13 protein-coding genes and 4 tRNA genes are annotated in these 13,350 nt (G+C 61.0%); 10 read left to right on the top strand and 7 right to left on the bottom strand.

Annotated elements, in window-relative coordinates; genetic code table 11:
- Window positions 1–38 precede the first annotated feature (38 nt).
- Window positions 39–1,127, bottom strand: a complete 1,089-nt coding sequence (locus tag PPUTUW4_RS17630) for an HlyD family secretion protein (RefSeq protein ID WP_015095907.1) — start codon at window positions 1,125–1,127, stop codon at window positions 39–41.
- A 231-nt stretch (window positions 1,128–1,358) separates the two neighbouring features.
- Between PPUTUW4_RS17630 and gltX the strand changes: the two genes are divergently transcribed.
- The 10 genes from gltX to PPUTUW4_RS17580 all read left to right on the top strand — a co-directional run bounded on the left by gltX (window position 1,359) and on the right by PPUTUW4_RS17580 (window position 7,335).
- A complete protein-coding gene (gene gltX / locus PPUTUW4_RS17625) occupies window positions 1,359–2,840 on the top strand; it encodes a glutamate--tRNA ligase (protein WP_015095906.1) in 1,482 nt (493 codons plus the stop codon).
- Window positions 2,841–3,042: 202 nt separating this feature from the next.
- Window positions 3,043–3,118: transfer RNA gene (locus tag PPUTUW4_RS17620), tRNA-Ala, on the top strand.
- A gap of 79 nt (window positions 3,119–3,197) precedes the next feature.
- Window positions 3,198–3,273 (top strand) — tRNA-Glu (locus PPUTUW4_RS17615).
- A 53-nt stretch (window positions 3,274–3,326) separates the two neighbouring features.
- Window positions 3,327–3,402, top strand: a tRNA-Ala gene (locus tag PPUTUW4_RS17610).
- An 80-nt stretch (window positions 3,403–3,482) separates the two neighbouring features.
- A tRNA-Glu gene (locus PPUTUW4_RS17605) sits at window positions 3,483–3,558 on the top strand.
- A gap of 185 nt (window positions 3,559–3,743) precedes the next feature.
- Window positions 3,744–4,283: a TetR/AcrR family transcriptional regulator gene (locus tag PPUTUW4_RS17600; protein ID WP_015095905.1), complete on the top strand. Its 540-nt coding sequence runs from the start codon at window positions 3,744–3,746 to the stop codon at window positions 4,281–4,283.
- Window positions 4,284–4,313: 30 nt separating this feature from the next.
- Window positions 4,314–5,147 (top strand): alpha/beta fold hydrolase, encoded by an 834-nt coding sequence (locus PPUTUW4_RS17595; RefSeq protein WP_015095904.1) that lies wholly within the window; start codon window positions 4,314–4,316, stop codon window positions 5,145–5,147.
- Between the two features lie 48 nt (window positions 5,148–5,195).
- On the top strand, window positions 5,196–5,645 hold the full coding sequence (locus PPUTUW4_RS17590) for a thioesterase family protein (protein ID WP_007978676.1): 450 nt from the start codon (window positions 5,196–5,198) through the stop codon (window positions 5,643–5,645).
- A gap of 154 nt (window positions 5,646–5,799) precedes the next feature.
- On the top strand, window positions 5,800–6,759 hold the full coding sequence (locus PPUTUW4_RS17585) for a tRNA-dihydrouridine synthase (RefSeq protein ID WP_007997541.1): 960 nt from the start codon (window positions 5,800–5,802) through the stop codon (window positions 6,757–6,759).
- 129 nt (window positions 6,760–6,888) lie between these two features.
- Window positions 6,889–7,335 (top strand): Hsp20 family protein, encoded by a 447-nt coding sequence (locus PPUTUW4_RS17580; RefSeq protein WP_007978681.1) that lies wholly within the window; start codon window positions 6,889–6,891, stop codon window positions 7,333–7,335.
- 86 nt (window positions 7,336–7,421) lie between these two features.
- On the opposite strand, the gene PPUTUW4_RS17575 is transcribed toward PPUTUW4_RS17580, so the two are convergent.
- Genes PPUTUW4_RS17575 through PPUTUW4_RS17550 form a run of 6 tightly spaced genes read right to left on the bottom strand, consistent with a single transcriptional unit; the run spans window position 7,422 to window position 13,162 of the window.
- Complete coding sequence (locus PPUTUW4_RS17575; protein ID WP_015095903.1) at window positions 7,422–8,354, bottom strand: phosphatidate cytidylyltransferase; 933 nt, start codon at window positions 8,352–8,354, stop codon at window positions 7,422–7,424.
- A 1-nt stretch (window position 8,355) separates the two neighbouring features.
- Complete coding sequence (locus tag PPUTUW4_RS17570) at window positions 8,356–8,976, bottom strand: lysophospholipid acyltransferase family protein (protein ID WP_015095902.1); 621 nt, start codon at window positions 8,974–8,976, stop codon at window positions 8,356–8,358.
- Window positions 8,977–8,985: 9 nt separating this feature from the next.
- Entirely contained in the window at window positions 8,986–9,441 is a 456-nt protein-coding gene (locus PPUTUW4_RS17565) for a hypothetical protein (protein ID WP_041474919.1), read from the bottom strand.
- Window positions 9,431–10,774, bottom strand: coding sequence for a phosphatase PAP2/dual specificity phosphatase family protein (locus tag PPUTUW4_RS17560; protein ID WP_015095900.1), 1,344 nt, complete (start codon window positions 10,772–10,774; stop codon window positions 9,431–9,433). The genes PPUTUW4_RS17565 and PPUTUW4_RS17560 overlap by 11 nt, the downstream gene beginning before the upstream one ends.
- Complete coding sequence (locus tag PPUTUW4_RS17555) at window positions 10,774–12,528, bottom strand: bifunctional alpha/beta hydrolase/class I SAM-dependent methyltransferase (RefSeq protein WP_015095899.1); 1,755 nt, start codon at window positions 12,526–12,528, stop codon at window positions 10,774–10,776. The genes PPUTUW4_RS17560 and PPUTUW4_RS17555 overlap by 1 nt, the downstream gene beginning before the upstream one ends.
- Window positions 12,529–12,538: 10 nt before the next feature.
- Window positions 12,539–13,162, bottom strand: coding sequence for a CDP-alcohol phosphatidyltransferase family protein (locus PPUTUW4_RS17550; RefSeq protein WP_015095898.1), 624 nt, complete (start codon window positions 13,160–13,162; stop codon window positions 12,539–12,541).
- Between the last annotated feature and the right edge of the window lie 188 nt (window positions 13,163–13,350).

The raw sequence follows: 13,350 nt of genomic DNA, 5'->3' as shown, positions 1-13,350 counted from the left end.
CCCGCCGGGTCGGTTCGCCGACCGGGCGGATCAGTTGATCACCGGCCATCGTCGGCGGCGTCTTTGCTGCTCACTTTGGGGGTGACGTCTGCAGGGGCATCCTTGATGTTCACCTTGGCGGTCACCGACATGCCCGGACGGATCTTGCCGCGCAGCGGATTGTCGGCTGCGAAGGTCAGTTTTACCGGAATCCGTTGCACGACTTTGGTGAAGTTGCCCGTGGCATTGTCCGGCGGCAGCAGGCTGAACTGCGCGCCCGAGGCGGCGAACAGGCTGTCGACACGGGCTTTGATCGGCGTGTCGCTGTAGGCGTCGAAGGTCAGTTCGGCTTCCTGGCCGGGCTGCATGTGGCCGATCTGGGTTTCCTTGAAGTTGGCCTGAATCCAGATGTCTTCGTCAGGCACGATCGACAGCAGGTAAGCGCCGGCCTGCACGTATTGGCCTTCGCGGGCGGCACGCTGGCCGATCAGCCCGCTGATGGGGGCACGGATTTCGCTGCGGGTCAGGTTCAGTTCAGCCTGGGCCAGGTCGGTTTTTGCGTTGGCGATCTGTGCGTCGAGGCGTTTGATCTCGGCAGTCAGCGCGTTGACTTGCTGGCGCTGACTTTGCGCATCGGCCTGGGCCTTGGCCACTTGCGAGCGGGCAATGTGGGATTCGGCAGAAAGGGTGGTCACCCGCTCTTCCGACACATAACCGGGTTTGCGCAAGGTCTCGGCGCGGGTCAGGTCGATCTGCGAGCGGCCCAGGCTGGCCTGGCTGGACGCGACTTGCGCTTCGCTGGCGGCAATCAGGCTGGCCTGCTGGGTCAGCTTGCTCTGGGCTTGCAGGCGCTCGGCCTGGCGGGTGGCCAGGGCGGCATTGGCGCGGTCGACAGCGAGGCGGAAGTCGTCGCCTTCGAGTTTGATCAGCAACTGGCCTTTCTCGACATGCTGGTTGTCCTGCACCAGCACCTGATCGATGCGTGCACCCAACTGACTCGACACACGGGTGATCTCGCCCTGGACATAGGCGTTGTCGGTGCTTTCATAAAAGCGCCCCTTGAAGAACCACTGGGCAAACAGGCCCCCGGCAATCAACAGGACCATCAGCAGGAATATAAAGAGGCGACGCTTGAGTTGGGCAGGCATGAGGCAAACTGTAGTTGAGAAATTGTAAGGGAAGTTATCAGCAGGCAAATCTGGCATACAGCCGATATGTGGTAAATGCCGTCGGTGGATATTCGGCCATTCACCGCGTCATAGGGGTGTTACAGACGCAACCTTGGCTTAAATGCCCTGTTCACTGGAGCCGGGCGGGTGTCGCCTGTTACCATTCGCGCCTAGTTTGAACTTCGCTTTTTTTTCTTTTCGAGACATGCCATGACCACCGTCCGCACTCGCATCGCGCCATCGCCTACCGGGGATCCCCACGTAGGTACCGCCTACATCGCCTTGTTCAACTACTGCTTTGCCAAGCAGCACGGCGGTGAGTTCATCCTGCGGATCGAAGACACCGACCAATTGCGTTCGACCCGTGAGTCCGAGCAGCAGATTTTCGACGCCTTGCGCTGGCTGGGGATCGACTGGAGCGAAGGCCCGGACGTCGGCGGCCCGCACGGTCCGTATCGGCAGAGCGAGCGTGGCGATATCTATCAGAAGTATTGCCAGCAACTGGTCGACATGGGGCATGCCTTCCCGTGCTTCTGCACCGCCGAAGAGCTGGACCAGATGCGCGCCGAGCAAATGGCTCGCGGTGAAACCCCGCGTTACGACGGCCGCGCGCTGCTGCTGTCCAAGGAAGAAGTCGCCCGCCGCCTGGCCGCTGGCGAACCCCATGTGATCCGCATGAAGGTGCCGAGCGAAGGCGTCTGCGTGGTGCCGGACATGCTGCGTGGCGACGTTGAAATCCCGTGGGACCGCATGGACATGCAAGTCCTGATGAAGACCGACGGCCTGCCGACGTACTTCCTGGCCAACGTGGTCGACGATCACCTGATGGGCATCACCCATGTATTGCGTGGCGAAGAGTGGCTGCCATCGGCACCGAAGCTGATCCTGCTTTACGAGTACTTCGGCTGGGAACAACCGGAGCTGTGCTACATGCCGCTGCTGCGTAACCCGGACAAGAGCAAGCTGTCCAAGCGCAAGAACCCGACCTCGGTGACGTTCTACGAGCGCATGGGCTTCATGCCGGAAGCGATGCTCAACTACCTGGGGCGCATGGGCTGGTCGATGCCGGACGAGCGCGAGAAGTTCTCGTTGCAGGAAATGGTCGACCACTTCGATCTCAAGCGCGTGTCCCTCGGCGGTCCGATCTTCGACATCGAGAAGCTGTCCTGGCTCAACGGCCAATGGCTGCGTGACCTGCCGGTGGAAGAGTTCGCCGCGCGCGTGCAGAAGTGGGCGTTCAACGCCGAATACATGATGAAGATCGCGCCGCACGTACAGGGCCGGGTCGAAACCTTCAGCCAGGTGGCACCACTGGCCGGGTTCTTCTTTGCCGGTGGCGTGAATCCGGATGCCAAGCTGTTCGAATCCAAGAAACTGTCGGGTGATCAGGTCCGTCAGTTGATGCAGTTGATCCTGTGGAAGCTCGAAAGCCTGCGTCAGTGGGAGAAGGACAGCATCACCGCGACCATTCAGGCCGTAGTCGAATCCCTGGAGCTGAAGCTGCGAGATGCCATGCCGCTGATGTTTGCCGCGATCACCGGCCAGGCCAGTTCGGTGTCGGTGCTCGATGCGATGGAAATCCTCGGGCCGGACCTGACCCGATTCCGTCTGCGCCAGGCCATCGACCTGCTGGGCGGTGTGTCGAAGAAAGAAAACAAAGAGTGGGAAAAGCTGTTGGGCGCTATCGCCTAAGCGCTCCTGATTCCCTGCAGGAGCAGCCGTCGGCAGCTCCTGCAGGTCTGCGTTGCGTGTAAACCTCCCGAATTTCCGGGGGGAGGGCGGTAAGTGGTTGTTATGCCGACAAAAAATTTTAAATTTTTTGAAAAATAAGTTTGACAGGCTTTCGATACGCCCTTAAGATTCGCCCCGTCCTCAGCGATGACATCAACGATGAGGGGCTATAGCTCAGCTGGGAGAGCGCTTGCATGGCATGCAAGAGGTCGACGGTTCGATCCCGTCTAGCTCCACCAATTTACACTTCAAGGTCTGGCCACACCGGCCTTGAAGCGATCAACACTCAGCGTTGATCAGTTGTACAGAAGGGTTTGCGTCCCCTTCGTCTAGTGGCCTAGGACACCGCCCTTTCACGGCGGTAACAGGGGTTCGAGTCCCCTAGGGGACGCCAGTTTTACAGAAGCGATGTTGCAAGATGTCGCTCCGCCGCGAGGCGAAAAATCCGGGGCTATAGCTCAGCTGGGAGAGCGCCTGCATGGCATGCAGGAGGTCAGCGGTTCGATCCCGCTTAGCTCCACCAATTTTACAGTTCAAGGTCTGGCCACACCGGCCTTGAATCGATCAGCTCTCAGCACTGATCAATTGTATAGAAGGGTTTGTGTCCCCTTCGTCTAGTGGCCTAGGACACCGCCCTTTCACGGCGGTAACAGGGGTTCGAGTCCCCTAGGGGACGCCACGATTACCCGCTCTGCGGGATTTTATAAGGGTCATTCAATTATTGAATGGCCCTTTTGTTTGTCTGGCGTTTGGCCAAATTCCTCCATTTCCAAAAAAACTGTTCTTCAGACCAGCGGTCACACCCATGACTTGCTAAAATTTATTATGAGAATAATATTTCAATCGTAATATTCGGAGGCAACGATGAACGATAAAAAAGCTCAGACCCGCGAACGCATCCTCAAGGCTGCCAGCGCAGCGCTGATTCAGCGTGGCCCGGCCGAGCCAAGCGTGGGCGAAGTGATGGGGGCGGCGGGCCTGACGGTCGGCGGCTTCTACGCCCACTTCGAAAGCAAGGACGCGATGATGCTCGAGGCGTTCAAGCAATTGCTCGGTCACCGCCGCGACCTGATTGCCGACATGGACGCCGAGTTGACCGGTGAAGAGCGTCGCGCGCTGGTGGCGGCGTTCTATCTGTCGCGCAAGCACCGTGACTCCTCCGAATCGGCCTGTCCGATCCCGGCATCGGTCGGCGAACTGGGGCGGCTGCCGGAAGCGTTTCGTGTCGCCCTGAATGAACATGTGGAATTGATGGTCGCGCAGTTGGCGGCCAGTCCTGAAGAAACCGAAAAAGCCCTGGCTGATTTGGCCTTGATGGTCGGTGGGTTGGCTCTGGCGCGGGCGCTGGGGCCGGGAGAGTTATCAGATCGATTACTGCGCGCCGCCAAATCGGCAGTGCGTTGACCCTGAAGGCTGCGGCCTGAGGAGAATGCGATGAGCGCGTTAAAGTGGGTTCGTGGCGTTAATGGCACCTTGGGCTGGTTTGCCCCGAAACTGGTCGCTAGCAAAATGCGATTGGCCTTCATGACACCGCGGGACCTGCCGCCCCGTGACTGGGAACTGCCGCTGTTGGCGCGTTCCGAGCGCATTACCCTGCGGTTTGGCCTTTCGGCGCTGCGTTGGGGGCAGGGGCCGGCCGTGCTGCTGATGCACGGTTGGGAAGGTCGGCCGACGCAGTTTGCCAGCCTCATCACCGCGCTGGTCGATGCCGGTTACTCGGTCGTCGCCCTGGATGGTCCGGCCCACGGTCGCTCACCGGGCAGAGAAGCGAATGTGGTGCTGTTCGCTCGCGCCATGCTTGAAGCCGCTTCCGAACTGCCTCCGTTGCAAGCGGTCATCGGCCACTCCATGGGCGGCGCCAGTGCCATGCTTGCGGTCCAGTTGGGCCTGCGTACCGAAACCCTGGTGAGTATTGCCGCCCCGGCGCGGATTCTCGGCGTGCTGCGTGGTTTCGCCCGTTATGTGGGGCTGCCGCCGAAGGCTCGCTCGGCGTTCATTCGCCAGGTGGAGAAAGATGTCGGCATGCGTGCCGCAATGCTGGATGTCGCGCACTATCAACTCGATATGCCCGGCCTGATCGTTCACGCCGAAGATGACAACTTCGTCCCGGTCAGCGAGTCGCAATTGATCCACGAAGCGTGGTTCGACAGTCGCTTGCTGCGTTTGAAGGAGGGTGGTCATCAGCGTGTATTGGCCGACCCCCGAGTGATTGATGGCGTGTTATCACTGCTGGCCGGTCGCAGTCTGCAATCACGCCAATCCGCTTGAGCTTCCGTTACACTGCGCCGGTCGAAATCATCTGACCGGGAGTGGGGCATGGGCTGGGATCGGGAAACGCCATTTATCATTGATCTGCAAGTGGACGCCGAGGACATCGACGGGTTGGGACACGCGAACAACGCGGTCTACGTGACCTGGCTCGAGCGCTGTGCCTGGCGCCACTCCCAACGCCTTGGCCTGGATCTGGTCGAATACCGGCGGCTGGACCGGGCGATGGCGGTGGTGCGCCACGAGATCGATTACCTGGCAGCGGCCTACGAAGGCGATGAGCTGCAATTGGCGACCTGGATCGTCGATTGGGATCAACGCCTGAAAATGACCCGACACTTCCAGCTGATCCGCCCCAGCGACAATGCAACGTTGCTGCGCGCGCAAACCACGTTCGTCTGCATCGAGCTGTCCACCGGCAAGCCAAAGCGCATGCCGACGGAGTTCATCGAAGGCTATGGCCCGGCGTTGCATGCTTTGGAATCAGCAAAAATCTAATGTGGGAGCGAGCCTGCTCGCGAAGGCGGCGGCAAATCCAGCATCAATGTATCTGACAGAGCGCTTTCGCGAGCAGGCTCGCTCCCACAAGGGATCTGCGGTTTCTCGCGCAATCCAGTAAACTGCCGCACGTTTTTCCTCGAGTGTGTTTTTCATGCAAATTGCTTTGGCGCCCATGGAGGGGTTGGTCGATGACATCCTGCGCGATGTACTGACCCGCGTGGGTGGTATTGACTGGTGCGTGACCGAGTTCATTCGGGTCAACGACCAGTTGCTGACGCCTGCCTATTTCCACAAGTTCGGCCCGGAGCTGCTCAACGGTGCCCGGACCGCCTCCGGCGTGCCGCTGCGTGTGCAACTGCTCGGTTCCGATCCGGTGTGCCTGGCGGAAAATGCCGCGCTGGCTTGCGAGCTGGGTTCGGAGGTGATCGACCTGAACTTCGGCTGCCCGGCCAAGACAGTCAACAAATCCCGTGGTGGCGCGGTCCTGCTCAAGGAGCCCGAGCTGCTCAACCAGATCGTCGAGCACGTCCGTCGTGCCGTCCCCGCGCACATTCCGGTCACCGCCAAGATGCGCCTGGGCTTCGACAGCCCGGACGGTTCGCTGGTGTGTGCCACGGCCCTGGCCGAAGGCGGTGCGGAACATATCGTGGTGCACGCGCGGACCAAGGTCGATGGCTACAAGCCGCCGGCGCATTGGGAGTGGATTCCACGGGTGCAGGATGTGGTCAAGGTGCCGGTGTTCGCCAATGGTGATATCTGGAGCGTCGAAGACTGGCGCCGTTGCCGCGAGATCAGTGGAGTGGAAGACATCATGCTCGGTCGCGGCCTGGTTTCGCGCCCCGATCTGGCCAGGCAGATCGCCGCTGCCCGGGCCGGTGAAGAGGTCGTGGAGATGACCTGGAACGAGCTGCTGCCGCTGATCCAGGACTTCTGGCTGCAAGCCAAGGCGCAGATGACGCCACGCCAATCGCCGGGTCGCCTGAAGCAATGGCTGGCGATGCTGACCCGCAATTATCCCGAGGCAGTAGAGCTGTTCACCGTCCTGCGTCGTGAGACCGAACTGGATAACGTCTCGCGTTTGTTGGGGCTGCCGGTGGCTGAAGCCGCCTGAGGCTCTAAAAAAAAGTAAAAAATAAGCTCTTGAAATGCAATCAGCGGTCCCTATCTAAGGGTTACGCGATGCCGAATTCGGGTCGCGGAGACAAAAAACCTTGCTGATTGTTTTCAGGAGATTTGAATCATGGCTACTACATTTTCCATGGCCCCACTGTTCCGTTCCTCGGTAGGTTTCGACCGTTTCAACGACCTGTTCGAAACCGCCCTGCGCAATGAGCCAGGCAGCAGCTATCCACCCTATAACGTGGAAAAACATGGCGACGACCAGTACCGTATTGTCATCGCAGCGGCTGGTTTCCAGGAAGAAGACCTGGAGCTCGAAGTCGAGAAGGGTGTGCTGACCATCAGTGGCGGTAAACGCGACGCAAACGAAGACGTCACTTATCTGTATCAGGGCATTGCGCAACGTGCGTTCAAGCTGTCCTTCCGTCTGGCGGATCACATCGAGATCAAGGCGGCCGGCCTGAGCAACGGTCTGTTGAGCATCGACCTGCTGCGGGTGATTCCGGAAGAGGCGAAAGCCAAGCGCATCCCGATCAACGGGGCGCAAAAACCGGCTCTGCAACACTGAGTCGAGCTTGATGCCGGGTGTCGTGATTGATCAAACAGCCGGCTGGAACAAAAAGACCCCGACTTGTTGGGGTCTTTTTTTTGCGTTCAAGTCCAGCCGTAGCGCACCAGATGAAAGAAGATCGGCGCCGCAAAACACACTGAGTCCAGTCGGTCGAGCATGCCTCCATGGCCTTCGATCATGTGCCCCCAGTCCTTTACCCCGCGGTCGCGCTTGATCGCCGACATCACGATGCCACCAGCGAACCCCAGCAAGTTGATCAGTAAGGCGATGAACAGTGACTGCCAGGCGGTGAACGGTGTGATCCACCACAAGGCGCAGCCGATCAGCGAGGCCAGCAAAATGCCGCCGACAAAGCCTTCCAGTGTTTTCGACGGCGACAGTTTCGGCGCGATCTTGCGTTTGCCGAACAACTTGCCGCACACGTATTGCAGCACATCCGACATCTGCACCACGATCACCAGATAGGCGATCAACAGCAGGTTTCGACCTTCATAGCCAGCGATGTCCAGAGTCAGCAGGGCGGGCACGTGGGACACGCAGAACACCGCGATCATCAGACCCCACTGGACCTTCGAGGCTCGCTCGAGAAAGTGCGTGCTGTCGCCGCCCAGGGACGCCAGGATCGGCAGCAGCAAAAACACGTAGACCGGGATGAAGATTGAAAACAACCCGTACCAGTCGTAGTAAATCAACAGGTACTGCAGCGGCAGCGCCAGGTAGAAGGCCGCCACCAGTGCCGGGTAGTCGCTGCGCCGGGTCGGCATGAGGGTCATGAATTCGCGTAGGGCGTAGAACGACACCGTGTAGAACAGCAGGATCACTGCAGTGGTACCGAGCCAGAAGGCCGCCCCGATCACCAGTACCATCACCCACCAGGCATTTATCCGGGCGTTGAGGTTGTCGATCACCGGGTTGGCGGTGCCTTGGGTGCGTCGTTTGAGTACGAAACCGATGAGCGAGGCCAGCAGCAGAAATGCACCGATGCCGGCAAATAACATCAATGTCTGTCTGTCCATGTCAGGCATGCTCCCCGGCCAGGTTCAGCAGCGCTTCGCGACTGCGCTCCAGAAACTGCGCCTTGCTTTCCTCTTCGTCCAGGGCCAGCGCGGCGCCAAAGCTGATGGTGCATAAAAGCGGTAGTGGCAGCACGCGCCCCTTGGGCATGACTCGGTTGAGGTTGGCGATCCACACCGGGATCAATTGCGCGTCGGGGTACTGTTTCGCCAGGTGATACAGCCCACTTTTGAACGGCAGCAGGCCGTCTTCGGGGTTGCGTGTGCCTTCGGGGAAGATGATCAGCGAATCGCCGTTTGCCAGGGCATCGAGCATCGGCTGCAACGGATTCTCGACATTGTCCTTGCGCTCCCGGTCAATCAGCACGCCATTGAACACCCGGTTGATGATGTACCGGCGTAGTGGGCTTTTGAGCCAGTAATCGGCGCCAGCGACCGGTCGGGTGATATCGCGCAAGGTCGGCGGCAACGACGCCCACAGCAGCACGAAATCGCCATGGCTGCTGTGGTTGGCGAAATAGATGCGCTGCACTGCTTGCGGTGCGCAACCGAGCCATAGGCTACGGGCGCCAGTGAGTAGACGCGCGGCAGAGGTGATGAGTGTGGCAACCACGGGTTCCAGCATGAGAACTCCTTATCCCGCTACGGCCAGCCAAGGGGCCGCCAAGATGAAAACCAGGGTCAACAGAACTTGTGCCGCCACCAGCAATGCCTGGCGACGCAACAGCTTCAGGGCGCCGGCAATGCGTTGGCCCCAGGTACGGCCGGCGCGTTCGGCGGGCTGTAGATTCAGCGCTGTCAGGGCTTGATCCAGGGCTTGGGTGCGCTCGCCGAGATCTGCGGCGCTCTCGGCAAGGCGCTGGAACAGATCGGCATCGAAAGCGACCCGCACTGCCCAGTATTTCTGCCACAGACCGAGCACCAGCAGCCCGCTGCTGCAGGTCACGCCCCAGAACCCCGGGCTGGTCAGGACGTACTGACTGAGGCCGAGCAAGGCGCCCAACAGGGTGAACCCGGTGGACAGCCGATCCAGCAAGTTGCCACGACGCAACAGACTGGCTGTCACCTGCAGTTGCATTTCAATGGACAATGCTGCTCTCCATGCGGGTCGCTACCTGCTCCAGGGCTTTTCGTTGAAGGGGACCCAAAACAATCCCTGGACGCGCGCGCTGGATCAGCCGGATAGCTTCATCGATGTTGGCAACCCGCCCGCTGTGTAGCAGCCACGCGGCCACCGCCGTGGCGCTGCGCGAATAGCCCAGGGCGCAGCAGACCAGCAGCGGACCTTGCTGACGCAGGCTTTCGATGACCAGCGCTGCCTCCTGACATTGCGCGGCGGTGGGGGCGGTCAGGTCCAATACAGGCAGCGATCGGTAAGCGACGGAGCCAGGGTTCAGCGACAGTTCGGCACACAGGTCGAACACGGCAGTAAAGGCACAGTCCTCGAGTTCCTGGCGAGTCGGTATGCGCCCGAGCCAGACGTTGTCGAGTACCCGATCGGGATCTGGATCCTTGCGGGTCCACAGGCGCGAATTGAGCCAGGCTGCGGCCAGATAGGGGGCCAGGAGCCAGCGGGCGGCGGCTGACAGGCGTCCATTGGCGCGTTTCTGAAAGCCGCCAGCCTCCAGCACGGCGTAATTGAGCGCCACCAGCAGCAGTGCCAGCGCCGGCCAGAGTAGCCACAGCCAGACTCCCCCCAAGGCAAAGGCCGGAACAGTGAACGCTGCCACCCCCAGCAGGTAATACAGCGCCAGTTTCCAGCGTTTCCCCCGGGGTGCCAGGCGCGCGGTTTGCAGGACGGAGGGGCCCTCCAGCGGCCATAGCCAGACACACAGCCAACCGAGCATCGCTCCGGTGGGTAGATCGATGAAGTGGTGCTGGTAAGTGGTCAGTACCGAGATCCCGATCAGGGCGAACCAGCCATGCATCACTGCGCGCCAGATGCCCTGCAAGTGCCGCTGATAGCAGGCCCAGAGGATCACCAGCAAGGCGATGTGCAGCGATGGTGCCTGGTTGAACGGCTTGTCAAAGCCGGCGAGGACGTCGAACAGCCAGCCAAATACGCCATCCAGTTCCGGTCGGTCAAACGTGAAGCGCAGCGGCCAGATCAGAAAGCAACTGACGGCAATCACCTGCGCGGTCAGCAGGCGCAAGGCATGGCGTTTCAGTTCCTCGCGGCTGCGCGGTAGCAGCAGGGACAAGCCGTACAGCAGGTCGATGGACCAGTAAGGGACAATGGTCCAGGCCCAGAAGGGCATGTGGTTTTCCCACTCGAACACCAGGCTGCCGACATCGCCGCGCTGGGTAGTGACCCAGGTGGCGAAACCGTAGGTGCCGAAAAACATCGGCGCCAGCAGCAATAGCCAGAGCACCGCCGATTTGAGCAAGCCAGGCTCGCGTACCGCCGTTGCCGTGAGCTGCATCACGGCACCCGTTGCGCGAGGGCCACGCTGAAAATGCCCCACTCGTCGACGCGCAGGTCGATTCTGCGAAAGCCGGCGGCCTCCACCAGTTGGTCCATTTCCGCCTGGGTGCGCCGGCGCATGACCCAGGCCTGACCTTCACGGTGGCTGGTCAGAGCGCGGGCGATCAGTTCCAGCTGCGGGTGCCAGGGTTGACCGGTATAGACCAGATAGCCACCGGGCTCGACGGCTTCGGCCAGCCCGGCGAGGGACGCGCTGACCATTTGATTGTCGGCGAACAGTTCGTACAAACCGGATACCACCGCCAGGGTCGGCTTGGGGGCCAGTGCGGCCAGATCGGCGCGGTCGAAGGCATCGCCCTTGACGAATCGAGCGATCCCTTCCAGGCCTTTTTCGCGGATTAGCGCACTGCCGTCGCGCACATTGATGTCGCTGTAGTCGCGCAACAGAATCGACTCGGGCAGCGGGCTGACGCCCTGCAAGGCTTCGAGAATGTAGCGCCCGTGTCCGGCGGCGATGTCGACGATGCGCACGTCGTGTCCTTGGTCGCGCAATTGCTGCATCGCCAGGCGCAGCAGTTCCTCGACGTGCAGTTTGCGTTGGCGAATGCCGCGCCAGCCGATGGAGTCCAGGTAATTGCGGTCGATCATGCGACCGAGACCGGATGTGCCAGTGGGTGTGTTGCGGTAGACGTAGTCAAGGGTGCTGCCGGAGTCGAACCCTGTGTCGAACCCCAGCTTGATGCCCGACGATAGCTGGCTGCCCAGGCGCATGCTGGCGCGGGTCGCGCGCCAATACAGATCGCGCAGGGAGTTGTGCGGCAGCGGTGCGGCCAGCGATTCGGACTCGGCGCAGGTCGGGCCCAGGCGATCGGCGGCCAACAGGGAAGGGCGGGCGCTCGGTTGGTCGAAGTTCTGCAGGATGAAGCGGCGTGCACTGGCGACGGCCAGGCTGCGATTCTTTTCGCCCAGGGTGTCGTGGAAGAACCCCGGCAGCACGTGTTTTTCCTTGTGCAGGCTGCCCAGGCGATCGAAGAACTGTTCCTGGGGTTGGCGATGCACGACGAAATCGGCACCGGAGATCAACAACTGGGTGGGGGTCTGAATGGCCTGGGCATCGGTTACGACCCGTTCGGCGGCTTCGTAGAGGCCGAGCAAGACGTTGACCGAAATGGCCTTGGTGATCAGCGGGTCGTTGTCGTAGCTGGCGACGCGTTGCGGATCATGACTGAGAAAGCGCGCCTTGACGTAGCTGTTGACGAAAAAGTTGCCGCGCCACTTGCGCAGCAGTGCCAGCCCTTGGCGGGCGAAGGGCACATAGAGCTTGACCTTGAACGCCGGCGACGCCAGCACCAGCGAGCTTAGGCGTGGCGCGTAATCGTGGGCCCAGGTGGCGACGATCACTGCGCCGACGCTCTGGGCGATCACCGCGAGATTTTCCTCGTCAATCCGGTAAGTCGCCTTCAGGTGCTCGCAGAAGGTCTGCACGTCGCGCGCGCTGGTGGCAAAGCCCGGGCTGTCGCCGCGGGCGCCTGGCGAGAGGCCATGACCCCGGGCATCCCAGGCAAAGAAGTCATAGTCGGGCAGGTCCAGTTCATCCACCAGGTGGGCAATGCGCCCCGAGTGCTCATGGCCGCGATGAAACAACAGCACGGCCTTGCGCGCCACGGCCGGGGCAGGGGGGCCAGGCCAGTATCGGTAAAACAGTTCCACGCCGTCATGGGTGGTGAATGTCTGCTCGCGAGCTTCGCGCATTGCCAATTCCTTAGGCTGAAGAGCCGTCTTGTTGTACTTCCCTGAGGCCCTGGCGGACCCGATTTATCAGTGTGCAGAGCAGCAGCACCGCGATGATCGTGAACACCCCATTGATCCACGGGGCGTTGATCCACCCCAAGGCGATACCGGCGGCCACGACCCCCAGCACGAAAGCCCGGTCACTCTTGCCCATGGGCCCGTCGTAACGCCGCGAGGCGCCGATCATCGGCCCCAGCACGCCGCTGTACTCGCTGAACAAGGCGAGCAGGGTCACCAGCAGCACCAGCCACAGGCTGACGTCCGGCAACAGGGCAAAAGGCAGGATCAGGGCACAGTCGGCGGCGATATCGCACAGCTCATTGAGGTAGGCGCCCAGGCGCGACTGTTGGCCGAATTCCCGAGCCAGCATGCCGTCGATGGCGTTGAGCGCCATGCGCACGATCATCCACATCGGCACCAGCGCGAAAATCCAGGGGTGATGCACGAAACCGGCGATCACCGCGCCCACCAGCACCGAGCCGATGCCGGCCATCAGGGTAATCCGGTTAGCTGTGGTGCCCTTGTTGAACAGACGTTGGACCAGCGGCCGCAGGAGGTTTTGAAACGCAGGTTTGATCTGGTAGATGCTGGGCACGTCGATAGGGTCTCAGCCGGAGGAATGTGTGGAGCGAGCGTCGATCGATACGATTTTTCAGTGTAGATGGGTTCTTGCGGCACGCGTCCAGTTGCCCGTCCGTGATGCGAGAGCGCCTCATGCCTGCCCCGCCTTTATGTTGTCTGCAGGGGGCGGGCACGTTAGGCAAGTAGAAGGCAGGTATAAAT

It is taken from the genome of Pseudomonas sp. UW4, assembly GCF_000316175.1.
Classification (GTDB): Bacteria; Pseudomonadota; Gammaproteobacteria; order Pseudomonadales; family Pseudomonadaceae; genus Aquipseudomonas; species Aquipseudomonas laurylsulfatiphila.
Note: the sequence above shows the minus strand (reverse complement) of the source record. Positions and strands in the feature narration are given on the sequence as shown.

What these genes read in the sequence shown, in the direction of transcription:
- PPUTUW4_RS17580 (WP_007978681.1), top strand. Translation starts at nt 6,889, where the DNA reads ATGGCTACTACATTTTCCATGGCCCCACTGTTCCGTTCCTCGGTAGGT.
- PPUTUW4_RS17600 (WP_015095905.1), top strand. Translation starts at nt 3,744, where the DNA reads ATGAACGATAAAAAAGCTCAGACCCGCGAACGCATCCTCAAGGCTGCC.
- PPUTUW4_RS17590 (WP_007978676.1), top strand. Translation starts at nt 5,196, where the DNA reads ATGGGCTGGGATCGGGAAACGCCATTTATCATTGATCTGCAAGTGGAC.
- PPUTUW4_RS17570 (WP_015095902.1), bottom strand. Translation starts at nt 8,976, where the DNA reads ATGCTGGAACCCGTGGTTGCCACACTCATCACCTCTGCCGCGCGTCTA.
- PPUTUW4_RS17630 (WP_015095907.1), bottom strand. Translation starts at nt 1,127, where the DNA reads ATGCCTGCCCAACTCAAGCGTCGCCTCTTTATATTCCTGCTGATGGTC.
- PPUTUW4_RS17595 (WP_015095904.1), top strand. Translation starts at nt 4,314, where the DNA reads ATGAGCGCGTTAAAGTGGGTTCGTGGCGTTAATGGCACCTTGGGCTGG.
- PPUTUW4_RS17585 (WP_007997541.1), top strand. Translation starts at nt 5,800, where the DNA reads ATGCAAATTGCTTTGGCGCCCATGGAGGGGTTGGTCGATGACATCCTG.
- PPUTUW4_RS17555 (WP_015095899.1), bottom strand. Translation starts at nt 12,528, where the DNA reads ATGCGCGAAGCTCGCGAGCAGACATTCACCACCCATGACGGCGTGGAA.
- gltX (WP_015095906.1), top strand. Translation starts at nt 1,359, where the DNA reads ATGACCACCGTCCGCACTCGCATCGCGCCATCGCCTACCGGGGATCCC.
- PPUTUW4_RS17560 (WP_015095900.1), bottom strand. Translation starts at nt 10,774, where the DNA reads ATGCAGCTCACGGCAACGGCGGTACGCGAGCCTGGCTTGCTCAAATCG.
- PPUTUW4_RS17575 (WP_015095903.1), bottom strand. Translation starts at nt 8,354, where the DNA reads ATGGACAGACAGACATTGATGTTATTTGCCGGCATCGGTGCATTTCTG.